Annotated in this window: 23 protein-coding genes; 4 read left to right on the top strand and 19 right to left on the bottom strand. The window is 50.5% G+C overall.

Annotated elements, in window-relative coordinates:
* The 6 genes from ACFOE0_RS15525 to ACFOE0_RS15500 form a co-directional block, all read right to left on the bottom strand.
* Entirely contained in the window at positions 1-1,143 is a 1,143-nt protein-coding gene (locus tag ACFOE0_RS15525; RefSeq protein WP_248936083.1) for an NAD(P)H-dependent flavin oxidoreductase, read from the bottom strand.
* Complete coding sequence (locus ACFOE0_RS15520; RefSeq protein ID WP_248936081.1) at positions 1,140-2,087, bottom strand: enoyl-CoA hydratase; 948 nt, start codon at positions 2,085-2,087, stop codon at positions 1,140-1,142. The genes ACFOE0_RS15525 and ACFOE0_RS15520 overlap by 4 nt, the downstream gene beginning before the upstream one ends.
* Positions 2,084-2,920 (bottom strand): CoA-transferase subunit beta, encoded by an 837-nt coding sequence (locus tag ACFOE0_RS15515; protein ID WP_248936080.1) that lies wholly within the window; start codon positions 2,918-2,920, stop codon positions 2,084-2,086. The genes ACFOE0_RS15520 and ACFOE0_RS15515 overlap by 4 nt, the downstream gene beginning before the upstream one ends.
* Positions 2,921-2,935: 15 nt before the next feature.
* A complete protein-coding gene (locus ACFOE0_RS15510; RefSeq protein WP_248936079.1) occupies positions 2,936-3,808 on the bottom strand; it encodes a CoA transferase subunit A in 873 nt (290 codons plus the stop codon).
* Positions 3,801-4,715: a VOC family protein gene (locus ACFOE0_RS15505; protein WP_248936077.1), complete on the bottom strand. Its 915-nt coding sequence runs from the start codon at positions 4,713-4,715 to the stop codon at positions 3,801-3,803. The genes ACFOE0_RS15510 and ACFOE0_RS15505 overlap by 8 nt, the downstream gene beginning before the upstream one ends.
* Positions 4,716-4,955: 240 nt before the next feature.
* A complete protein-coding gene (locus ACFOE0_RS15500) occupies positions 4,956-5,168 on the bottom strand; it encodes a hypothetical protein (RefSeq protein ID WP_248936076.1) in 213 nt (70 codons plus the stop codon).
* A 401-nt stretch (positions 5,169-5,569) separates the two neighbouring features.
* Here ACFOE0_RS15500 and ACFOE0_RS15495 point away from each other — a divergent pair, with 401 nt between their 5' ends.
* Positions 5,570-7,447 carry a tetratricopeptide repeat protein gene (locus tag ACFOE0_RS15495; protein WP_248936075.1) on the top strand — a complete coding sequence of 626 codons (1,878 nt, stop codon included), beginning with the start codon at positions 5,570-5,572 and terminating at the stop codon, positions 7,445-7,447.
* Here ACFOE0_RS15495 and ACFOE0_RS15490 read toward each other — a convergent pair whose 3' ends face one another.
* From ACFOE0_RS15490 to ACFOE0_RS15430, 13 genes are all read right to left on the bottom strand, one after another.
* The gene (locus ACFOE0_RS15490; RefSeq protein WP_248936074.1) at positions 7,448-7,603 is read right to left on the bottom strand and encodes a hypothetical protein; all 156 of its coding nucleotides are present in this window, start codon (positions 7,601-7,603) and stop codon (positions 7,448-7,450) included.
* Positions 7,604-7,647: 44 nt separating this feature from the next.
* Complete coding sequence (locus ACFOE0_RS15485; protein ID WP_248936072.1) at positions 7,648-9,816, bottom strand: peptidase domain-containing ABC transporter; 2,169 nt, start codon at positions 9,814-9,816, stop codon at positions 7,648-7,650.
* A 1-nt stretch (position 9,817) separates the two neighbouring features.
* Complete coding sequence (locus ACFOE0_RS15480; RefSeq protein WP_248936071.1) at positions 9,818-11,077, bottom strand: HlyD family secretion protein; 1,260 nt, start codon at positions 11,075-11,077, stop codon at positions 9,818-9,820.
* 26 nt (positions 11,078-11,103) lie between these two features.
* On the bottom strand, positions 11,104-11,661 hold the full coding sequence (locus ACFOE0_RS15475) for a hypothetical protein (RefSeq protein WP_248936070.1): 558 nt from the start codon (positions 11,659-11,661) through the stop codon (positions 11,104-11,106).
* A 164-nt stretch (positions 11,662-11,825) separates the two neighbouring features.
* Complete coding sequence (locus ACFOE0_RS15470) at positions 11,826-11,963, bottom strand: hypothetical protein (RefSeq protein WP_248936068.1); 138 nt, start codon at positions 11,961-11,963, stop codon at positions 11,826-11,828.
* A 53-nt stretch (positions 11,964-12,016) separates the two neighbouring features.
* Positions 12,017-12,154, bottom strand: a complete 138-nt coding sequence (locus tag ACFOE0_RS15465; RefSeq protein WP_248936067.1) for a hypothetical protein — start codon at positions 12,152-12,154, stop codon at positions 12,017-12,019.
* Between the two features lie 524 nt (positions 12,155-12,678).
* Complete coding sequence (locus ACFOE0_RS15460; protein ID WP_248936065.1) at positions 12,679-13,122, bottom strand: hypothetical protein; 444 nt, start codon at positions 13,120-13,122, stop codon at positions 12,679-12,681.
* 31 nt (positions 13,123-13,153) lie between these two features.
* Positions 13,154-13,915, bottom strand: coding sequence for an arginine N-succinyltransferase (locus tag ACFOE0_RS15455; RefSeq protein WP_248936062.1), 762 nt, complete (start codon positions 13,913-13,915; stop codon positions 13,154-13,156).
* Between the two features lie 372 nt (positions 13,916-14,287).
* Positions 14,288-15,220: a bifunctional OB-fold nucleic acid binding domain-containing protein/MaoC family dehydratase gene (locus ACFOE0_RS15450; protein WP_248936061.1), complete on the bottom strand. Its 933-nt coding sequence runs from the start codon at positions 15,218-15,220 to the stop codon at positions 14,288-14,290.
* Between the two features lie 3 nt (positions 15,221-15,223).
* Entirely contained in the window at positions 15,224-16,435 is a 1,212-nt protein-coding gene (locus ACFOE0_RS15445) for a thiolase family protein (protein ID WP_248936060.1), read from the bottom strand.
* Between the two features lie 3 nt (positions 16,436-16,438).
* The gene (locus tag ACFOE0_RS15440) at positions 16,439-18,301 is read right to left on the bottom strand and encodes a long-chain-acyl-CoA synthetase (RefSeq protein WP_248936058.1); all 1,863 of its coding nucleotides are present in this window, start codon (positions 18,299-18,301) and stop codon (positions 16,439-16,441) included.
* Between the two features lie 65 nt (positions 18,302-18,366).
* Positions 18,367-18,999 carry a nuclear transport factor 2 family protein gene (locus ACFOE0_RS15435; protein ID WP_248936056.1) on the bottom strand — a complete coding sequence of 211 codons (633 nt, stop codon included), beginning with the start codon at positions 18,997-18,999 and terminating at the stop codon, positions 18,367-18,369.
* Between the two features lie 19 nt (positions 19,000-19,018).
* On the bottom strand, positions 19,019-19,750 hold the full coding sequence (locus ACFOE0_RS15430; protein ID WP_248936053.1) for an SDR family NAD(P)-dependent oxidoreductase: 732 nt from the start codon (positions 19,748-19,750) through the stop codon (positions 19,019-19,021).
* 263 nt (positions 19,751-20,013) lie between these two features.
* On the opposite strand from ACFOE0_RS15430, the gene ACFOE0_RS15425 reads away from it, so the two are divergent.
* The 3 genes from ACFOE0_RS15425 (at position 20,014) to ACFOE0_RS15415 (ending at position 23,580) form a co-directional block, all read left to right on the top strand.
* Positions 20,014-20,874, top strand: coding sequence for an alpha/beta fold hydrolase (locus tag ACFOE0_RS15425; protein ID WP_248936051.1), 861 nt, complete (start codon positions 20,014-20,016; stop codon positions 20,872-20,874).
* On the top strand, positions 20,871-23,039 hold the full coding sequence (locus ACFOE0_RS15420; RefSeq protein ID WP_248936049.1) for an FAD-dependent oxidoreductase: 2,169 nt from the start codon (positions 20,871-20,873) through the stop codon (positions 23,037-23,039). Before ACFOE0_RS15425 ends, ACFOE0_RS15420 begins: the two co-directional genes overlap by 4 nt.
* 118 nt (positions 23,040-23,157) lie before the next feature.
* The gene (locus ACFOE0_RS15415; protein WP_248936041.1) at positions 23,158-23,580 is read left to right on the top strand and encodes an MAPEG family protein; all 423 of its coding nucleotides are present in this window, start codon (positions 23,158-23,160) and stop codon (positions 23,578-23,580) included.
* The last annotated feature ends 55 nt before the right edge of the window (positions 23,581-23,635 follow it).

The following is a 23,635-nucleotide window of genomic DNA, read 5'->3' as shown; positions in this document are numbered from 1 at the left end:
TCAGCACGCCTCCTGTTGTTTTGTGTTTTCGTTATTATTGAGGCTGACTGCACGCTGAGTCTGTTTTGACGCCAGGTTGTTAAGGCAATCAGTGGCTTGGTCGGCGATTCCCTGGATCAATTCTGCGGCGGTTTTCAACTCTCCTATGGCCGCTGCGACCTGACCGCTGGGCAAAATACCCGCGTCAGGCTGACCTTCCACCATAGAGCGCTGCAGCAACACTGGTTGATTGGCCGACATCACTACCTGAGAAACCGCTGAGGGGTCTTCTTTGAACGCTTTGAAGAACACACTGAACATATGACCCAGGGTCATACCGGTTTCCTGTTTCCACTTCCAGGCACTGGCAAGCGCAATCCGCAAGCGCCCAAAGGGAGAGGCTTTTTCAAGACGTTGGATATAGGTGTTATCAATCATGCGATGGCGCATGCCATCTACCGCCAGGGTGACGCGAACTGACTGAGGGTCATTGACACTCACATAACGCGCAAGAGTATCTTCCGGAGTGGGGGAGTCTTTGGTCATCAAAAAAGCGGTGCCCATAGCAATGCCTGATGCTCCTGCGGCCAATGCAGACGCAAGACCTCGTCCGGTCGAAAAACCTCCGGCGGCGATGACAGGGACATCTACTGCGTCCAACACCTGAGGCAACAGAATTGATGACGGCACTGAACCAGTGTGACCACCACCCTCTGCCCCCTGAATGGTGATCATATCTGCACCCAGTTGAACCGCCTTTATCGCATGTTTAACCGCCCCCACAGTCGGAATACAAAGCACATTGGCGGCTTTAAGCCTGGCGATGGTTTCCTTATCCGGTCCCCGGCCATAGCTGACGGCTTTGAGCCGATATTTAATAGCCAGCTCCACGCACTTCATGGCGTTTTCCTGGAACATATGAAAGTTGAGTCCAAAGTTACTGCCGCCGGTGGCGTCTAGTACTTTTTGGATTTCGCCTTCCAGTTTGTCCGCATCGATAGTTGCGCCGGCAAGAAAGCCAAACCCCCCGCCCTGTGTGGTTGCTATCACCAGATTGGCATCAGACACCCAGCCCATGGCTGTCTGGATAATGGGATAGCGACAGCCCAGCCGCTCAGTCAGCGGGGTTTTCCAGGGGAATGTTGGCGCCACAATCTGTGTCATGATGCCTCCCGGGCACTGGCCCCATTCGACTTACCTTTCGGCTCGTGTCCGGCCACCTGCATTTTATTGGCATTGGCCATGGCTTTTGCATCAAAGCCACCCAGCTTGTCACCTGAAACAGACTCGTTGTGTACATGGGCAAAGTGGTGCAGACCAAATACCATGTCCATGGTGCTGCGTTTGCCCATCAGATCTTCAGCGTTATTGATTGCCTGCTTGGTCAGCTGCAGGCCCAGGCGAGGCATGGCCGCGATTTTAGCCGCCATGGTATGGGTAGTTTCCAGCAGCGCTTCCCGCGGGACCACCCTGTTTACCATGCCCATTTCATAGGCTCTGGCGGCAGGCATACGCTCACCAAGAAACAGAAACTCCTTTGCGATTCGGGGGTTGAGTTCATGAACGTGGGCGAAATACTCTACGCCAGGGATCCCCATACGAACCACGGGATCCTGAAAGAAGCTGTCGTCACTGCAGACAATCAAATCACATACCCAGGCCAGCATCAGACCACCCGCCACACAAGCTCCCTGCACCATGGCAATAGTGGGTTTTGGCATTTCCCGCCAGCGACGGCACATCCCCAGATAAACTTCCTGCTCCCGGGCATAAAGGAACTCGCCGCCGGGTTTGTTGGTATGGTCATACCAAAGACTGGTGCGCTCGAAACTCTTATCCACATCACGACCCGGGGTACCGATGTCATGGCCTGCGGAGAAGTGCTTACCTTCACCCGCCAGTATGATCACTTTAACCTCATCGTCATCACAGGCCAGGCGAAACGCCTTATCCAGTGCATAGGTCATCTGAGAGTTTTGGGCGTTGTTATATTCAGGCCTGGACATGCTAACTACAGCAACTCCTTCCCTGACTCTGTACTTCACCACCTCATCAATGACCAATTCGCTTGAGTGCTCAGCGCTTTGCTGCACAAATCCCTCACTCATACTGCCTCCTTTGCCTGCACCCTCGCATTGGCAGAGCGATCTCCCGGCGGATTGTCCTTAAGTTGTTTGGCGCGAATATTGTGGGGATCAAGTTGAGCGATAATCGCCAGCTGTTCTGCGGTTGGCGCAGGAGTAACTGCGACAGTATCGGGAATACTCAGCTCAAATCCGGTGTTTTCTTTTACCTGCTCCAGAGTAACCCCGGGGTGTAAGCTCAGAAGACGCAAACTGTGATTTGGCCCCTTCCAATCCATCACACACAGGTCTGTGATCACCAGACGAATGTCGATATCGTCCAGGCTGTATCCCTTAGGCAGACGTTCAGGGTTATAGCCAATGGAGGCCACCATGTCGCATTCACCCTCAACAAAGACACGCTTGTTATGGCTGGGAACAAAGAATGAGTTGCCATGACTGATCGAATTCCCCGGAAAGCCCCTGACCCCAAGCATCTGCACCTTGGGTTTGTGATAATCGCTGCCCAGGGCTGAGATATTGGCCTGTCCATATTTATCGATCTGGGTTGGACCTACCATGGCATGACGCTTGCCACTCCAAACGTTGTCGAATATGCGGGAAAACCCCATCCAGGTTTCGTTGGCCTGAACAAAATCATCCCCGCGGTTTCCTATTGGATTGGGCTCTGACAACAAATAGGCTTCTGAATCCGTCATCATAAGATCAGAGTTAAAGGTTTTCATCGCCAGGCTGGCTGCCAGTCTTGGGATAACACCTATTCCGGTTGCCAATACCTCGCCATCTTCACGAAAGGCTTCGGCAGCGGCACAGATCATCAGCTCTGCCAGGCTGTACTGAGTGACTGCTTGGGTCATGGTTGCTCCTTGAGATCAGTAAACCGGCAAAGCCAGCTGTTGAATGGCATCCAGTCCGCCGACTTTTTGCTGATATTCAGACTCTGAAGTTCCCTGAACATATTTGTCCAAGTAAGCGGCAAATCCGCCTTCACGGGCGAAGGAGTTGTACTCTTTGAAATGAGCGGTATCGAACCCATAAAGAGGTGCACAGGAAGTAGGATGGGCACCGCCGGGTACACAGGCCACGCCGGTTGTCAGGCTACGCTCCCAAAACACATTACGAGCCTCAGTGGCCGTCAGGGAGCTGTTGTCAGTCAGCTCATCGCAGGTTACATAGGTATGCTTTGCCGCGCGGGCAAACCAGTCATCCATATAATGGTCAGGGCCGCTAATCTGGCATACGCCGCGGCTATCAGCACGATCTACATGGATCAGGGCTGCGTCCAGTTTGAGTGCAGGCATAGCCACCCACTCTTTGTTGTCATAAGGACTGTCCACCAGCTTGAGTTCCTGATTGACTTTGACCACGTCTGTCCCAAGACCAATTTGGGTTGGAATAAAAGGACAACCCCAGGCTGCAGCCCTCAGGCCGAGTAGCATCATACCTTCATCAATTTCCATCACCTCCAGCTCACCGGATTGACGTGCCTGACGAAAGAAAGGCTCCAGGGGAATAAAATCGAGAGAAACAAATGCAAAGATCACCTTTTTGACCTTGCCTGCTGCGCACAGCATGCCCACATCTGCGCCGCCGTAAGCAACCACAGTGAGATCTTCCAGATCTGATTTAAGGATCTCCCGGATCAGGGCCATCGGTTTGCGACGAGGGCCCCAGCCGCCAATCCCTATGGTCATGCCGTTCTCGAGGCGACTCACCATCTCCCGGGTAATCATCAGCTTATTCATTACCCGCCTCCCCGCCTTCTGAAGGTTGACCGACAGAGAAGTCATGTCCCCAGATGCTGACTTTGGTGAATTCAAAAGCGCTGTGTTTGTCCCAGTCCATCTGCAGACCACCACAACCATATTCAAGGTCGAATCCAGAGGGAGTCTTCATGTAAAAGGAGGTCATTTTGTCATTCAGATGCTGACCCAGGGTGGCGGACAGAGGTACCTTGTGAGCGATACGACGGTCATGGGCACGACCTACTTCAGTCATATTCTCCACTTCCACCATCACGTGGACGCAGCCACTGGGAACCGGAAACTCACATATAGCTAAACTGTGATGACGGGGATTGGCACAATGCATAAAGTGAATGCGAACATTAGGTGCATCCGGTGCAGGCTTAAAGTTGTAGATATCTGACAGGCCAAATCCCATCACTTCGGTCAGAAACTCATAGGTTTCATCAAAGTTAGGCGCAGGCAATACCGTATGACCCAGGCCCATCTCATCTGTCAGAAATTTAGGCACGCCCTGAGGTGAAGTAAAAGGCTCACAATCAGACAGGAATCCCCAATAGATTTCATGACAATTGCCCGCGGGATCCCTGAATATCGCGAGTTGCTGCGCTCCTCGCTGAGCACACTGGTCCTGATCTGCAAGCTCATAGCTCACACCGTGCGCAGCAAGGGTTTTCAGTGCGTCATCGAAGGCAGCTTTAGACGCCAGCTCCCAGCCGGAAGACAGATAGCGCTTATCCGGGCCTTCAACCACCAGCATACGAAAAGGTCTGTCATCCATCTTGATGTACAGACCACCATTCGGTGCGTTCCGGGTCTCCATCCCCAGTACATCTTCTGCATAGGCTTTCCACTCTGAAAGCTTGTCGGTCTGAGCTACGTAATAGCCCAAAGCACGAATATCCATAATCCCGTCCTCCGGTTTTTCTGATTGAGTCGATTATGGAAATCGGGCGCAATTGGCTCATCGTCCGTTGAGACTAACGCTGGTGGCACTATGAAAAGACAGGGATTCAATCTGAAAAGGTCGGCGCTGAGACCGGCGAAAGGGATTGCGGGAAGGAGTGACAGGCCTCACGCCTGTGTAGCTTAAATAACGCGAATAAAACAGAGCCCGGCTGACTGCGGGCCCTGCTAATCATATTTGTTACTCACCTGGAATTATTGGGTCAACCGGCGGGTCAATCTCGCAAAACTGGCTGGGGTCACATATTCCGCCATCAAATGCCCGCCCACCGGACACCGATTCAATTAAGACGTCTTCAATCAAAGTCAATTTGTCTCTGCCCTCAGCGTCCTTGCTTTCCATGCCAGTGGTGTCATTTGCTTGAGCTGTTGGCTGATTGTGATTGCTGTTCATCTGGAGCTCCTTATTTTAAATTCAAGTCCTTCTGATTGCCGTTTACACCTGGCAAAGAATGGACAATATTCAATGGCGTTTTGCCATGCTGTTGGCATCCATTTTTACCAAATCGACTTGAGATAAAAGGAAGCTGTCGGGACGAAGTAAGGCAAAGCCCGGGGCGTTTAGCGGGATACTTTTCAAATACATTCCCGATTATTCAGTGAGTTACCGCCCCAAAAAAAGTTCATCCAAATAGGATAAACACAAGTCTCAAGCGCTTTGCGAGGTTAAAATTCACCCAGCTACAGCGCCAGTAAAACCCTTTTGGCAGCTTGTATTGTTTTTGTAAACATTTGCAACACATGCTGCTAGTCTAGAGCTCTGGAGTAAACTAATTGGATGGAGCCGATTTGTCAGTGACAGCAAAATCTACCTTTACTTTTTTCGTCGCCCTCTTACTCTTTTTTCCTGTCATAGTGACCGCACAGGAGAACTCCTGTCAGCCGGACAAAAATGCCGCGACAAATCAGGGGGAATTAATACTCTCCTGTGAACGTTTAGTCGAAGACTCCAAGATCGATGACACCGACTACGTCGCTAATGTGATGGCACTATCCAAGCTCTACCAGAGATCCGGTGATCTTAACTCAGCTGAAACCGTCTTGACTAAACTGCTTGAGGTAACCGGCGGTACCGGAAGTGAAAACGAGGTTAGAAACCTTCGCCAGATCGGGATTATCTATTTTAGGTGGCGTAATTATGAAGAAGCATTTAACCAATTCGAAACAGCAATAAAAATCTCGCTTAAACTGCAAAACGAAACTTTAATTGCACTGGGTTACAACGACCTTGCTAATATCTATAAAGTTTATGGGGATCTTGATACCAGTGTACAGCTACTGCTAAAGAGCTATGACATTCATGTATCCGAGGGCAACAAAACTGGACAGGCAAGCGTGCTTAACAATCTGGGCGCTGTTTACAGTGACAAAGGCGACTATGAAGAAGCGATTGTCTCCTATCGCAGAGCCTATTCACTGTTGAACAACATGGACCAACCTATCAGAGCAGCCTCCACCCTTTCCAGCCTTGGCGTCACCTTTGACCTGAATGGTGATAAACAAAAAGCGGTGGCGCTTTTGACTCAGGCGGCCAGCATTTTCGATGCGCAAAGAGCCTACCGTTATCTAGGTTATACCTATCTGCTTTTGGCTGAGATAGAGATAAAAGCAGAAGACCCCAAACAGGCTCAACACTGGGTAGATCAAGCCATACTCGCGACAAACCTGGTACACAGTTCTCAAAAAAGCCCTCAGCTTGGTTTTGTTCAGGGACTGATATGGGCCAAGCAGGGTAACTATTCAGCGGCTATATCTGCATTCGAGCAGGCCAGTTCAGAGATAGAGAGCAATAAAGAGTACAAATTGCAGCAACGGCTTTATACCGCTATGGCTGAGGTAAGTGAGAAAACCAATGACTATCAGGCATCCAGCCTTTATTGGAAAAAATATGCCGAAACTCTGAACTCTCAGCTGACGTTGAAAGACGCAATTGGCACCAGCAGACTGCAAACTGTAATCAGCTTCACCCCTCCGTCGAAATCTGAGCCGGACTATAGTCGTATCGCAATCTATGCCGGTGCCGGAGTGCTGTTATTGAGCCTGATGTTTTTCGCGACCAAGTTAATCAAACATCGCCGCCATCAAGCCATGTTGACCTCCCGGGCGCGACCAGATTCAAGTATTGATGCCAATCAACCAGCTCAAATTGAACACATTGGTTCTAATGGTATTGCCGAGAATAAAGCAGACAATGCCAGCAGCGACGTACAGGAGCAAAAGCAACCCAAGTCCACTGCCTCTTATGACAAGGAAGCTGTATTTAAAGCCACAGACGAACAGGCAAACGAGTATTCAGAAGATCAGGTATTGCAGGTAAGGACTCAATTGGTGGACCTGATGCATCAATCATTGCAAATGTGGGAGGAAACCACTCAGACAGGTAAGCTTGAACTGGCCCAGCAAAGTAAGATTTGGAGTGTAGGCATCGATGATGGCCGCCTTAGAGCCAGAGCCATGGAACGTTACTTCAGCCTGAATACCCTACCGCAAAAACCCAGATGGCGTTCAGTAGTCAGAACCTGTAATTTTGTGCTGCAAAAATGTCAGGGAAAAAGTCTCTTCAGAGAGGAGCTGGAAGCCAACCTCAAAGACTTTCAGGATAAAATGAAAAAGACCTCGCTGGTGAGTAGCAAGGTCTCTGTAGTGGACAGTGATATTTGTCGACATGATTAATTAAACTGCTCCACAGATACAACGCCCTGGCTCGCAAAGCATGGGGATGCAATCTTCATCATCAACGATGGCGTTTGCGCCTCCTGTCACTCTTTCGAGCAGGGTCTCGTCAATCAGCTCCTGTTTACTCAAGTGCTCTTTTTCTGACTTACTCATTTTCACGCTCCTATAGCTATAATAGCCTAGTCTTTATTTCATATCTATGCAGTCACACCATTGGCGGCCTGTTCGCCTGTTGGCGCCCGACGATTCTTGTAATCGTCCTTACTGATCTCCATACAACGCCCTTTACCAAAGCGGATAATCCGGTCAGCAGACATAATGGTTTGAGGTCTGTGTGCGATCATCACACGGGTAATGTTCAGGGATTTGATCGCCTGATTCACCTTCTGCTCAGTGGCTAAGTCCAGGTTGGAAGTCGCCTCATCCAGAAATAGGATGCTTGGCTTTTTATAAAGTGCCCGGGCGAGCAGCAGTCTCTGGATTTGACCACCTGACAGACTGGAGCCCATATCTCCGATCAGGGAACGGTATCCCATAGGCAGGTTAAGAATATCCTGGTGGACACCGGCAAGCTTCGCGCACTCTTCCGCCCAGAGTTCATCGGGTTGTTCACTGAAAAAGCTGATGTTTTCCAGGATGCTACCCGACAGCAGGTGGTCGTTTTGCATTACACTGGCTACCTGGCTGCGGTAATTGACCAGCCCCATTTTACGAACATCCAAGCCATCTACCATCACTTTGCCCGAGGAGGGACTTAACAGGCCCAGCATCACTTTCATCAGCGTACTTTTGCCACATCCCGACGGGCCCACAATGGCAACAGACTCACCTTGCTGTACAGAGAGGTTGACTGATCTGAGAATATCCGGTGATTCATCTGAATAGGCGAATCTGATATCGGCCAGTTCCAGAGAACCCGATATCTGGCGGGTTTCATCCCGTTCACCCAGATCCTGCTCAGTCTCGGTAAGGGTAATATCCCCCAGGCGCTCCAGATGCAAAGAGCACATACGGAACTCGATATACTTATCAATGAGGTTACCCGTCTTCTGTTCGAACTGAGTCTTATAGGAGATAAACGCCAGCAGCATACCCACAGTCATCAGGGTATCCATTACCATGGTGGCCCCAAGGTAAATAACCAGAATGTTCTCCAGCCCGAAGATCAACATATTGCTCCAACGGAACAGTACCCGCCAGCGCTCAACCTTAATCCCTGCGTTGGCGGTATCTACATTATGGTTATTGAACAAATTCAGGCGGTCGCTTTCACGGGTGAACAGCTTGATACTTTGGATGCCACGTACTGACTCCATAAAGTTGCTGTCTTTTCTGGCAGTGGTAATGATCTGCTCACGGCTGACATCTCTCAGCGTTTTAAATGAGATGGTTCTCAGGCCCAGATAAAGCACAGATGCCAACATGACCAGCAACATGAGCTCAACGCTGTAGAGATACATCATAACCAACAGGCCTATGATGATAAGACCGTCAACCAGGCCCTCAATCAAAGTCGTGGTCAGCAGGTTTTTCAGTGACTCCAGCGAACGGAACCGGGAAACCACATCGCCTATATGCCGCTTCTCAAAATAGTCCATGGGGAGCTTAAACAGATGACGCACCAGATTGGCATTCATCTGCAAGGAAAGTTGATTCCCAAGCAACATAATCAGCAGTGAACGTAAGGCGGTGGCCAGGGTTTGCATCAGCAGTATTGCGCCAAAACCCAGTGCCAATACCATCAAGAGATTTTCATCGTCATTGATCAGCACCTCGTCCACGGTCAGCTGCATAAACACAGGCATCGCCAGGATAAAGACCTGCAGCAGCATGGAGTAAGTGAAGATGGTCACCAGGGATTGTTTCCAGCCATCAAGATTTGACCACAGACTGCTGAAACTGGCTTTGGGTTCCTGCTTTTCCTGCTCAAACCTGGCTGTTGGCATCAGTTCCAATGCCACACCGGTAAACTTGCTGTTCACCTCTTCCATGGAGACCTTACGCTCTCCCAGTGCCGGATCATGAATGCAGATGCCATTTTTACCAACGGACTTGAGCACCACGAAGTGATCCATATTCCAATGCAGTATGCATGGTGTTTGCAGTTGCTCCAGGCCATCGAGTTCGCATTTAATGGCCCTGTGGGAAAAACCCAGCTTGTCAGCCAGCAGCGTCAGGCCCTTAAGGGTAGCGCCCGCCACTGACAGTTTATGTAACTGACGCAGCTGATACAGACCGACATTGTGGCCATGGTAAGCAGAAATCATCGCCATACAGGCAAGGCCACATTCAGCAGCCTCGGTTTGCTGGATGACAGGCAGTTTGCTGCCACCGGTAAAATTAATCCTGTCTATTAAGGCTTGCATATCAAGAGTCCCTTAAACTGTAGATGGGATCCAAAATCCATTGCATCAAGCTTCGCTTTTCAAGCTTGATACTGGCTTCCAACTCCATCCCGGCTTCCAATGGAATATCGTCACCTTTTGCATTGATGCTCTGTGATTCAATCGCCACAGTCACCTTATAAACCGCGCCCTCAAGCTTGATACTGGTTTCCAACTCTTCCGGCAGCGAGATCACTTTTGAAACATTAACCACCTGCCCTCCCTGAATCCCAAAATGCTGATAGGGAAAGGCGCTGTAACGCATGGCAACTGTCTGACCTGACTGAATAAAACCTATGGCGTCAGCAGGCACATAGAGCTCAGCCTGTAGTTGTGACCCCTGAGGGATAAGCGTGGCCAACACGTTGCCTTTGCGGATGAACTCACCTGTATGGGTATATTGGCCACCAATAACGCCTGATGAGGGGGCGTAAATCTGATAATCGATATTGGCGGAGATGTCGGCGATTCTCTGGCGATTCTCAATCAAGGCGCGCTCAAGCCGATTTTCCTTCTCACCAAATTCATCGGGTTTCAGCTGCAACTGAACCTGGAGCTCATCAAGGGACGCCACACTGCTGCTGCGTTTCATCCTTAACTCGCTTAAGCGGGTTTTCAAAGACAGATGCGCTTCCATCAGGTTATCAATTTGAACCTGATTGACATGGCCAGCCTTTAACAGCTTCTGGTTTCTCGCTATTCCCTGTTGAGACAGCTCCAGCCGTTCCCCATAAATGCCCAGCTGCTCATCGAGATGAGCGATTTCTTGCTGACGTGCCTTTACCTTGCCCTTAAGCAGCGCCATTTCATCATCAAAGGCATTCCGTGCCAATTCCAGATCACGTTCCATAGAGGTTTGTAATGACTTTTGTCGCTCCAGCAAACTGGCATCCAGGTCTTTATCGGTAGAACTGTGGCGGGTGGTAGATATCACATACAAAAGGTCGCCTTTATCAACCAACTGCCCCTGTTCAAAGACTTGCTGAGCTACCCGTCCCTCTTTAATGGCGGTCACTTTCACCAGACCTTTATCTACTGTAATAACCCCAAACACCCTCGCATGTCGGCCATACTCACCCGTAAATAACAACACCAGTGCAAACAGCACAATGCCAGCCAGAATCATGGCGTACCATCGATATTCTCTGGGCTGGCGTAACAGGACTTTACCCATGGTATTGGATGAGCTGGCTGCCATTGCCTCTTCTCTGAACAGAGAATTTTCCGGTCTTTTATCTGACATTCTTTACCTCCGCAGCCAGTCAGCTATCACGCAACTTTAGCAACAGCGGCTTCGAGCTGAGCCTGCTTGTCATCCACCCTTTGTTGTTCTGCTTCCAGCGCCATTTCAGCCAACGAGTGAGGCGTGTAAAGACCGGGATAGGTTTTGTACCAGCGGATAAAAGCGTCTCTTCCCAAATGGTCGTAGACGAATTCATATTGCCAGCGCTTTTTGTCCATCAGCGCTTCTCTTCGCTCCTTCAAAGAGAGCTCTTCCATGCTGGCCTTTTCCTCCGCGATTTTTGGTTTGGTATTGGGAGAGTGATGCATATAGGTACCGAAATAGCGTTCGCAAAACTGGGTATAGTCACGGGTGAAAAGCATAAAGTTGTGCCACATCTCATCGATTACCACTAAAGCGGTATCAATGACTAAAGGTTTATCAATACCTTCAGCGCGCACTTTGCAGGCCATCCAGAGCCAGAGTTTGACATCAGTAAATATCTGCTGGGCTTGCTCTTCTGTCACACCATAGATTTTAATGAATCTGTCGATCACATCCTGGTTCTGATACTTTAAGATCTCTTGTTTATCTGGGGCTTTCATATTGCTGACTCCTTGCGATTAGTGGTGAGAAGTGCGGGCCCCGAACCCGCTGGTTAGTTTGCTGACGTTGCCGGATATAGCGATTGGGGGATGAAACCTTGCCATACACCTTTTACGCCTTAGGTCCAGTGACTCCGGGGCTGCACTCTTTCATATCCGACCAATTAGTCGAAGAAACATGGCCAATCACAGATATCGATTGAGCAAAGGTCAATTTCACATAGTTCGCGGTCCATCGCTCCACCTGACACGCTGTCCAACAGGGTTTCTTCAATCAGTTCTACTTTGTCTTGAGTTTTCATAGTGAAATCCTTTATCTAATTAGGTTTAAATTATGTTTTCCGAACTCCGACTATTAGTCGAAGAAACAAGGCCAGTCACAGATATCGATTGAACAAAGGTCGATTTCACATAGCTCGCGATCCATTGCACCACCTGATACGCTGTCCAACAGGGTTTCTTCAATCAGTTCTACTTTGTCTTGAGTGTTCATAGTGAATTCCTCATATATCTAATCGTGTAAAGTAAAGTGTTAAGTTTTATCGTTTCAATTCAGCGTTGGGGTTTCCCCGTTCGGCTGAGTTCATTTAGCGAGATCTGACTGATGATTCACAGGAGGTTTCAGGGGTAAACGGCGGAACAAGGAGGGTTGATGAAGCGGGAAGCTTTCTAGGTATCACATTGTAATATAATGTTTATTTTTTAATTCATCCCCAAAGCGCCCCGCCAAAATCATTATAAATTTGGGGTTCTAATCTGAGATTTGACCTTAATTTAAAAACGGATTGGAGCGTTTTTCCCGCTTGAACAAGTTATCAAAGGTCAGAATTTGATGACCGCAGGGAGAATAAAGTTTAGATAAGCGAAATGGTGAGGGTAAATTCAGGGAAAAGTAGCTAAAAACAGGTATCAGGAGGATAGAAAAACATCTCTTCTGTTAACTCTTCTATCATTTTTTAAAGCCGGGAGACTAATGCCTTGGTTCTGGAAACAACGGCTCCTGATGCCTTCGGGAGCTCAGGACTGGAGCGCACAATAATTGGGTCCACCAGTGGTGTCGGGATTTAACAGCTGAAACTTAAAGCTTTCCGAGAGCTGATACTCACTGAGGGCTTTAGTGACACCTGGCTGTGTTAACGCATTGGCCACCAGCAACAACAAACTGTCCAGAGGAACGCCCTCCCGATACTGCTTCTGAAAGACTGTGCCAAGCTCGGCACCAGCCTGCCAATATTCAGCTCCCTGTTTGTCACTCCAGGCATAAGCAGGCCATGCCGCAATCTCTTCAAGATCTGCTCCATCAATCTCGTCGTCAAACAATAGTGAAATTTCTACAGTGCCATGCCAGGGAAATATCCCTATATCAACAACAGCCAAGGATCGTCCTGTAAAATCTTTCGATATATAGGTGAGGCGTTCAGCCAATACACTGGCAATAGCTTCTCTGGTCAAGGATGTCATAACACTTCCCTATTGATGATAACGACAAGAGTTATGGCCGTAACTTTATATTGAGTTGCCCTTCAGTAACAGAAATATGCTCTACACCATCGGCAAATGTCGTCCAGAATCCGCCGCTGCCAAACTCATTCACCAGATTCACCCTTTTGATATTGCCCAGCCAGGCGTTGGGAATGGGAACCCCCATAACACTGACACCAACCAAAGCAACAACAGGTCGTCGGTCGGCATCTAATCGGATATCCAGCCCTGCGCTGACCCTGACTATCTGTCCCGGCATAACAGGGAAATCCTCAGGCACAGGGATCAGGATTTTCGCGCTGGCCAGATCCTGAGAGAAATCTACGGCGACTCTTTGGGCAAAATCAGGGCTGCGAGCGATCATGGCATTCACCTCTTTCTCACTGAAACTGACCAATCTGTCGGCTGGTGATTCGCTGTATGGCTCAGGAGCAAGGTCACTTCCCCGTTGCGGGGCCGGGGAACGCTCTGCTTGAGTGCCATTTGTCTCATCATTTACAGCGTATTTTGTATTACCCCGCTGTACGGCATTTTGCGAATCATTTCGAGTTTCAGTTTCCCATCCCAATGCAGCCAGCTTATTATCCAGCGTTTTGGCTTCCTGCTGATTAAGTTCGACCGGTGTGAAAGGCGAAGGAAAGATATAAGTTTTGATGATATAGAAGCTGGTTGCAGTGGTGATCAATATTACCGCCAACACGATAAGCATCACCTGTACGCCGCTGAAGCCCTGTTGTTTGGTGTAATTTCCGCTAAGTTGCAACTTTTTCATCTGCTCTCCTTTGGATAAGACATTGAAACTCTCCCGATCACAGTGGTTTCAAATTACCGGGCAAGTTTGTCGGGCTCAAGATGAACATCGGCTTAACATCCAAAAGCGATCATAAAAAAGCCGGCATGCGATAGCAGCCGGCAAGGAAGGTTGGAGATTAAAGCAGCACCTGTATTCATCAGTCAGTTGCCTGCTGGCTGTTGCCTGCATAAGTAAGACAGACATAAAACAGAAGGCTTACTGAGTCGGAAGTAACGACCAGGTGCTATTTGGTATCCTGGGTGTCCAGCCCGGGATTTTTGTGAGGGAATCTACTCACGCTCAGGTTTTAAACGTTAATCAGGGCGTTAAATACCTGCTCCCTCATAAAGCTCAGCGGTAGAAGATCACCAGATCGTTAATGACCGAGGGGCGTTCCTGACCCACCACATGGATATTCACCTCCAGCGTAAGTTGCATCCCCTTGGGCGTCGCATCTACCGCTTTAACTTTCGCCCTGGCATGGATCTGACTGCCAGCCGGCACTGGTGCCGGAAAGCGCAAACGGTTCGAGCCGTAATTCACCATGGTTTTAAAACCTACAACCTCAAACGGCAGTGCGAATTGCATACGGGATTGCAATACCTGGACTAAAGAGCCATGAGCGATTGTAGTACCAAACGGACTTTCTTTAGCGGCTTTGTCAGGGTCCGTATGGATCCAATAGTTATCACCGGACAAGTCGGCAAAGGCATTGATCAAAGCCTGGTCAACTGTGATCGCTTCACTCCAGTCGGTGAACTCATTATTGGCGAGGGCCGACATCGCCGCCAGATTAGATATAGGTACCTGGATCTGACCTTTGGCATTGCGATTCAGGCTCTCAAATGGGTTGTTATAGGGGATCATATCCAGAGCTTTGTGCTCTGCCGTAAAACGAAGCAGAGTATTGCCCCTGGCATCCACTTTATGAAACACAGGTTTAAGCTTCATTCCCACCCGAATCTCACTTTCATCCAGCCCGGTCAGCGTGGTGTTTACTCTTACCCCCTCTTTCAGCTCCACTACCGCCAGTGCCTGAGGCATTTCATCCGCCAATTCCGGTAAGGTCGGGACTCTTGTCAGCGTATAAGTGTATAGGGTCGCTTCTCCGGATACCGGCTTCCAACTGAGCTTGTCGCTCATACAATGGGTACAGTGATTTCTGGGATAAAACACAAAGCCCCGGCAGTCTTCACACTGCTGAATAAGCAGCTCTCCTTCGTTCAGGGCCTGCCAAAAGGGTTGAGAAATCGACGTCGCCACTGGCATAGGTTTAACACTCATAAGTTAGCCTCCCTGCAAAATCAAAGCGCCCTGCTCACTCATCACGCCGCCTGTTCCACTGACAAAAATCTGGTCCGCTCTGGCAAGCTGACGCTCTCCGCCACGACCAGCGATTTGTTCGAAGGCCTCAATCACCTGAGACATGCCTCCTGCCGATGCGGACTGGCCAAAGCTCAATTGACCTCCATGGGTGTTGAGTGGGAAATCGCCTTTATAGGTCAGGTTGTGTTCTCGAATGAAGCGCATACCCTCCCCCTTTGGGCAGAATCCTGCATCCTCAAGGGATAAAAGCACAGTAATTGTGTAACAGTCATAAAGCTGGGCGGCATCCATATCTTCTGGCCTTACTCCAGCCATGGCAAACGCCTTTGACGCTGCTTGTGCCAGCGGAGTTACCGTCATCTCGTTGGCATAGGAGGGTGATTTGTAAGACAGACGCTCACCAAAGCCTGTGACAAACGCCGGTCGATTTTTGGCTTTTGCCGCCTTCTCTTTTGATGTGACAATCACAGCAGCGCCACCGGCGACAGGCATCACAATCTCCAGGATATGAAGAGGATCGGCCACCATTTTGGATGCCAGTACCTGTTCAACAGTCAATTCACTGCCACGGAATATGGCATCCTGATGTCCCTGAGCATTGAAGCGCTGGTCAACGGCAATTTTAGCCATCGCCTCTGGATCATATCCGTATTTGGCGGCATAGCGCTGAGCGATCATGGCATAACCCGTGTTCTGTCCGAGGTGGCCATAAGGTAGATCAAATTCGGCTTCCGGTGCACCAAAGGCAGTTGAGTGACCGCCATAACGCATAGCCTGGGCCATCCACATTGGGTCATCATTGGGCCCAAAAGGTGCCATGCGTGCGGGAATGACACAGAGCACGGCTTCGCACAGTCCCATTTCAACTGCTGCAGCCGCACGCCAGATCATCCCGACAGAGGTACAACCGCCCAGATCCACCACTTCGGCAAAATTGAGTTCTATCCCCAGATACTCCGCAGCCATAGCAGGTACAAAGATAGAAGCCTCGTGAAACTGGGGGCCATGGATAACCAGACCGTCCAGTTCTTTAATACTCATTCCCGCATCCCGCAGTGCCAATCTGGCCAAATCCGCGACCTGCTCCAGATGAAACATCTGAGGCGCGCTTTGGTATTTTTCAGGCTTGTACTGCGCCGCGCCAACAATGGCGGCATTCCCTGTCAATCCCATTGATTACTCCTTATTGCTTCCGTCAAACGGCGGGAAGCCGGTGTCACGCAGTACACTCTCAGACCAGAGCTGATAGGTACCTGCTTTGTCGTTTCGAATATATAAAGGCTCGTTAACGGCCCTGGGGTCATAACCCTGCTTTTGCAAATCAACTTTGCGCAGCTTGAAGGTGGAGGTCATATCGGCGGCTTCGCTGACGCGCACAAACTGAGGTGCGGCGTAACGGGGCAGACGCTGTTCGGTGAGTTCATACAGCGCCTGTGGGTCAAAACGCTCGCCCGCCTGCATTACGATGGCAGCCATACCGGCACGGCCCTCATGCTCTGGTACCTGCACGCCATATATGTTGATGGTTTCTGCGCCCTTGAAGTCATCCAGTGCAGCGGCAACTTCCTGGGTCGACACGTTCTCGCTTTTCCAACGGAAGGTATCCCCTATACGGTCCACAAAGTAAAAGTAGCCGTCATGGTCAAACTTCAGCAGGTCTCCCGAACGCCAGTACTCATCTCCTTCAACGAACACGTTGCGGAGTATTTTTTGCTCAGTAGCGTCCTTTGAGGTGTAACCTTCAAAACGGCCACCACCAAACTCAGGGTGATTGATGATCATTCCCAATCCCTCACCCACCTCACCTGGCTTACAGGCAATATAGTTACCCTGGTCGTCGAGAAGATGACTTTCGGTTTCCATGTCAAACCGTACCAGGCGAAAATTGGTCTTATTCCAGTCAGGTACCCGACCGCAGGAGCCGATATAGTTATCCAGGTTAATCAGGTTGGTGTTGGCCTCGGTAGACCCCCAGCCTTCATAAACCTCCATGTCACCAAATTTATCCAGCCAGCGACGCCATGATTCAGCTGTCAGGCCAGCGCCCAGCATGCAACGTAACTTATGGTCGCGGTTACCTTTGCTGTCATTGACCGCATCGTCATAATTGAGCAGGTAACGGCAGATCTCGCCTATGTACTGCACCACAGAAATATTGTGGGTCTGCACATCCTTCCAGAACTCACGCACACTGAACTTACGACGCACGGCGATGGCGCTGCCACCTGCCAGGGCCGTGGAGGTCACTGACGTTGCCGCCGCGCCATGGTACAAAGGCAGGCAGCAATAAAAGACATCTTCAGCACCGGCATTCACTGTCACCTGCATCACATCCCCTGATGTCAACCAGCGCAGATGGCTGTAGATAGCGGCCTTTGGCAGGCCAGTAGTGCCCGAGGTGAAGATCAACAGTGTTGGAGTTTCTGCGGTGATATCCCTGCGATGCTCACGAGGAAACTCTCGCTCATCCATATTCCTGAGGATGGCAGTGAAACGATCAGAGAAGCATGTGGTATCACAACATGCTGGCTTCTCTTTATCTTCCAGGATGTACAGTGGTACATCGGCAAGCTCGGGATGCTCACTTAAGGTCTGTACAAACAGCTCTGCACACTCTTCCCCCAGAATCACAGCTTTGGCTTCAGTGCTTTTAATGGCATGCACCAGAGGGACGCCATTAATTTGAGAGTTGATAAAAGCAACTACAACACCCAATTTGGTCAATCCAAACCAGGTGGCAAAAAATTCAGGACGGTTTTCCAGCGCTATAGCACATACGTCACCGGCTCTTAACCCCAACTCATAAGCCGCATGAGCAACCTTATCGGCCTGGGTGTTCACCTCGGCATAGGAAAAGCTCTGCCCTTGATAGATGATAAATGGTTTGTCGCCGTGTACTGCTGCTTGCTCCTCCAGCCTGTCGGCCAGTGTGTATTGAGCGTAAGGTTTAATTCTGGCTGCAGCGCTGGCGCGCAAATCCATTTTTGCCTGGGTGACTTCAGGCGCAACCAGTTGCGATGTCTGTATGTTTATCGTCACGGGAACTCCTTTCTCTGTGGGGATTCTCTGTGAGTGTTTTGGTAGTACTGCCAAGCTGCATCAGCTTATCTGACCCGGATTTTCGGCGGTGGAGTGTCACCGCGCATTCGATTTAAAAATTGCTCCAGCGGTGCGGGTTCAGCGACCTGAGGCAGCAGATCTTTGTCCTGTTGCGGATTGGCCCAGAAACTTTTCCAGGAGGGAAACAGGTCGTGGAAAGTTCCGCTGTAGGGTTCACGACCAGGCCAGCGCATCTTCATATCACCAACGGGAACCCGGTTCAGATCTGTGGCATACCAATAGCAGGGCAAGCGACGACGGAACACCCAGCGGCCATCGACTCGCTCATAGTCATCCCAGTAAAGCATCTGCATGATCACCCACTCAGGGCCTGTCTCATGTTCATTTTTTGAATAGACCACCCCCACCGCATGGTCAGCATCAATAAACTCAATAATGTGCTGGCCAATATGGTGGGATGTGCCGGTAAACTGGTGCCTTAAGGTGTCATCAACCCAGGATTTAAGATGAGCACGACCCGTCTTCTCCCGGCCAACCCGGATATCCGGTGCAAACAGGCCCACATGAGCATCCAGATCCCGCATATCCAGTGACAAAGCGTATTTACCTGCGAGCTGACGTATCTCTTCGATAGATTCCAGCCGGTCGATACGCGCTTCCATCGTCTCAGTGCTCATGCTCATTGCTCCGGCCTGATTACAGAAAAGCCATGCCGCCATTAACGGCGATGTTCTGACCGGTAATAAAACCAGCGTCTTCGGATGCCAGGAAAGAAGCCGCCGCCGCAACATCAGCGGGTTCGCCCATGCGACCAAGGGGGATGGCACTTATCATGGCCTGGGTCCATTCATCCGGGATCCCGGCCATCATGGGGGTATTGGTTGGTCCTGGCACCAGGGTATTAACGCGGATAGCCGAAGGTGCCAGCTCTCTGGCGATACTGCGAGTCAGCCCCATAACACCGGCTTTGGATGCCACATAGTGGCTTGGACCTTCACCCGACGCCACTGCGGTACTGGAGACATTGATGATGTTACCGCCCCCCTGCTCCTGCATGATGCGGGCAGCTTCACGGCAACAAAGGAAAGTACCGGTAAGATTAACGCCAATCACACGGGCCCAGTTTTCGTCCGGTGTATTGATAAACTCATCTACCGAGCCCACTCCTGCGTTATTGATAACCACATCCAGGCCACCAAATTCGGCCACGGCTTTAGCCATGGCGTCGAGAACCGAGGCAGAGTCAGACACGTCACATGCAACACCAATCACCTCACCGTCACAACTCATGGCAGTCTCTTCTGCGGCCTGCTGATTGATATCAACCGCAACGACCCGGGCGCCTTCACTGGCAAAGCGTTGCACCATGGCTTGTCCCATGCCCTGACCGGCGCCGGTGATCAGTACCACCTTATCTTTATGCTTCATGTCCATCTCCTTTGAGGTTGTCATGGCCTCTTATCCAGGTTGTGAACAGCGTGCCCACAAGTGCAACAACCAACATCGTCCAACGGGACTAACGCCAATAGATGGGGGAGATGACTGAAATGAGCGGCAACAACACTTTGGTCTGAATGGACGATGAATCAGCAGGTGTGAGCAATGAGTATCTGAAGCCATAACTCATTCAAGGGCAAGGCATGCAAGCAAAGGATGACTGCACCGATTGCCTGATCCCAAAAGGAGACTCTATGGCTCAATCTGATCTTCCTCTGCCCAAGCAGAAATTTGTCACTCTGGACAATGGCATCACTCTTCATTATCTGGATGAAGGGCCGCTGGACAGAAAACATCCTCCCGTGATCTGGCTCCACGGCAGTGGCCCTGGGGCATCGGGATTCAGTAATTTCAAAGGTAACTATCCCGCATTCGCGCAAGCAGGCTTTAGGAATCTGGTTTTGGATCTACCCGGCTTTGGCCGCTCCGACAAGCCTGATGATGTGCAGTACAACCTGGAGTTTTTTATTACTTGCCTCAATGGCTTTATCGACAAGCTCAAACTCGAACCCGGCATTTTATTGGGTAACTCCCTGGGAGGCGCCATCGCACTGGGGCAGGCCCTGGCTCATCCGGATACAGTCGCCAAGCTGATTTTGATGGCTCCCGGCGGTGTGGAAGAGCGAGAAACCTATTTTGAGATGGAAGGCATACGCCGCATGGTCGAAGTGTATGGCAAAGGCCCCATGGGCGTACACGAAATGCGCGAAGTGATGAGCCTGCAACTCTATGACTCCTCCCAACTGACCGAGGATATTCTCAGGGAACGCGCTGCCGTCGCAGTGACTCAGCCAGCCAATCTGTTCTCCACCATGATGGTACCCAATATGACAGAGCGACTTAAGGAGATTCAGGTCCCCATCTTTGGCTTTTGGGGCACCAATGATCTGTTTAACCCTCCCGCTGGCATGTTCAAAATTCTTGATAACGCCCCGAGTGCACGATTCATCATGCTGAATCAGTGTGGTCACTGGGTTCAGGTGGAGCATCAGGCGCTGTTTAACCGCAGCTGCCTGGACTTTCTTACCCATGATGACCAGTTGGAGGCGGTATGAATCAAATACATGACCCAGCCTATAAGCACCTACTGTCGCCGGGCAAAATAGGCTCCCTAGAGCTTAAAAATCGCATTGTTATGGCGCCGATGGGGGATAATTTTGCCGAAGCAGATGGCCATTGCAGCGAACGTATTCAGGCCTTCTACGAAGCCAGAGCCAAAGGCGGCGCTGGGCTGATTACCATGGGGGTTGGAGCTATCGCCTACCCCATGGGCACAGCAGAGCCCTATCAGGTTGGGATTTCAGACGATAAGTTCATCCCCGGACTTAAACATCTGACCGACAGGGTTCACCGCCACGGTGCCAGGATCGCCATTCAACTGCAACATGCAGGGAAAACCGCAGCAAGAGATATGGCCGAAGGTCGGGAGCTTTGGGTGCCTTCCATTCCTCCCCAAAGTCAAAGCGATATGTTTAACTCGCTTACCCGCGCCGAACTGGGTGCCTTTATCCGTCCAAAAGGTGGGCAGGTAAAAATCAGGGTAATGGACAAGGCTGATATTCAACAGATGATCATCTGGTTTGCTGAAGCGGCCGAACGAGCGAAAAAAGCGGGCTTCGACGGTGTAGAGCTGCATGCCGCCCACAGCTACATCATCGCCGGCTTCCTGTCCCCCTATTACAACATGCGTGATGATGAATATGGTGGCAGCTACGAAAACCGCAGTCGTCTGCTGCGTGAAGTGATTGCCGCCGTCAGGGATAAAGTCGGGCGAGACTATCCTGTCTGGCTCAGGCTCGACGCCTATGAGCTGCGTGTGGAGACAGGCATTACTCTGGATGAGTGTATTAAGACCGCCAAACTGGCACAGGAGTGTGGCCTGGATGCCGTCAGTGTCTCAGCCTACGCCAACCCGGACTCAGGTGCGGCATTTACTCAGGCGCCCCTGGTTAACAGGCCGGCAGGCTTTCTGGACTGGGCAACAGAGGTTGCCAAAAACATCAGTATCCCTGTAACCGCCGTTGGCCGTATTGAGCCTGAGGTTGCCGACAAGGCAATCGCAGAAGGCAACATCAGCTTTTTAGCCATGGGCCGCAAGCTGCTTGCAGATCCTGACTTGCCAAACAAGCTTTCTGAAAACCGCGCCGATGATATCCGTCCCTGCATCTACTGCTATGTTTGTGTAAGCCAGATCTTCATCAACGAAAGGGTTAAATGCGCAGTAAACCCCATGACAGGCAATGAGTCAGAGTACCCTGTTGAATTGACTAATGCTCCTAAACACCTGCTGATCATAGGCGGTGGCCCGGGCGGTATGGAAGCCGCTGCGATTGCCGCCCGTCGCGGCCATAAGGTGACTTTGGTAGAAAAAAGCGCGCGTCTGGGTGGCACCCTGTTTTTCGCCTCTATGGCCTACCCGGAGAATGGCAAGCTTCTTGAGCAACAGATCAAGCAATTGGATCATCCCAATATTCAGGTCAGGCTTAATACCCAGGCCGACAAAGCCCTTATCGAGGAGCTGAATCCCGATGAAGTGATAGTGGCCACAGGGGCAAGCCGAGGTAAGCCTGATATCCCGGGGGCCGATGGCAAACATGTGTGGTCAGGTGACGAGCTGCGAAAGATAATGACAGGTGAAGGTAAGGAGATCGCCAGGCAAAAGCTCTCCATGGTGCAGCGCGCCATGCTGTCATCAGGTCAGATAACCGGGGTCACAGGTTCTATAGAGGCCACCCGTAAGCTATCCAATATCTGGATGCCATTGGGCAATAAGGTCACCATTATTGGCGGTGGACTGGTTGGACTTGAGTTGGCCGAATTTCTGGCGCAGCGGGGTCGTAGTGTTACCGTATTGGAACCAGATCATGATTTGGGAGCAGAGCTGAGCATAGTCAGACGTTGGCGTGTGTTACACGAACTCAATAAGCTTGAGGTGACGCTGGTGAAAAAGGCACAGATAGAGGCAATTGATGCTGACCATGTGCATTACCAGGTTAAAACCAAAAGCGAACACCCGGATTTGGGGCTGGAGGCTAACCTTATCAGTCACGCACTGCCCACAGACAGCGTGGTACTGGCGTCCGGCGCTGCGCCGGATACCCGATTGGCGGATACCTTAAGCGCTGCCGGGGTGACTGTACACCTGGTGGGTGACTGCCAGCAACTGGGGTATATCGAAGGCGCCATTCATTCCGCCGCCCGTATCGCACGAAAGATCTGACTCCAGACTTTTATTTACAGCAAAGCACCTGTAGGGGTGCTTTTTTATTTTGGTTGTGGGTTTAAGCCGTTTGCTTCTGTCGGTATCTTCATAGAAACCATCAAAAAAGGATCCTCAGATGTCTGCATTAAGTCAATTACTGTTGCCCCTGATAGTTTTGGTTCTCTGGTCCAGTGTGATCTGGTGTTGGATGTATGCCACCCGAATCCCTGCAATCAGAGCCAATAAAATCCGTCTGGACCCGGATGCACCGGCCGGAGAGCAGATGGCAAAACTGCCAGCAAAAGTTCGCTGGAAAGCTGACAACTACAACCATCTGATGGAGCAACCTACAGTATTTTTCGCAATAGTGCTGACGCTTGGGCTGCTCGGTGCCACCGGCGAACACAATATCTGGCTGGCCTGGGCGTATGTAGTACTGCGTATTATCCATAGCCTGGTGCAGACCATTGGCAACAACATAATGCTGAGGTTCATGATTTTCGTTCTGTCCAACGTGCCTCTTGTCTGGCTCACCATCAATGCGCTGCTGGCGCTATAAACAGGAAATGATAGGTAAAATCCGGCCCCAAACCCGGCACAGTTTTATCTGATGA

The sequence above is a fragment of the Shewanella submarina genome, assembly GCF_042646185.1.
Taxonomy (GTDB): Bacteria; Pseudomonadota; Gammaproteobacteria; order Enterobacterales; family Shewanellaceae; genus Shewanella; species Shewanella corallii.
This window is presented reverse-complemented; position numbering and strand designations above follow the sequence as displayed.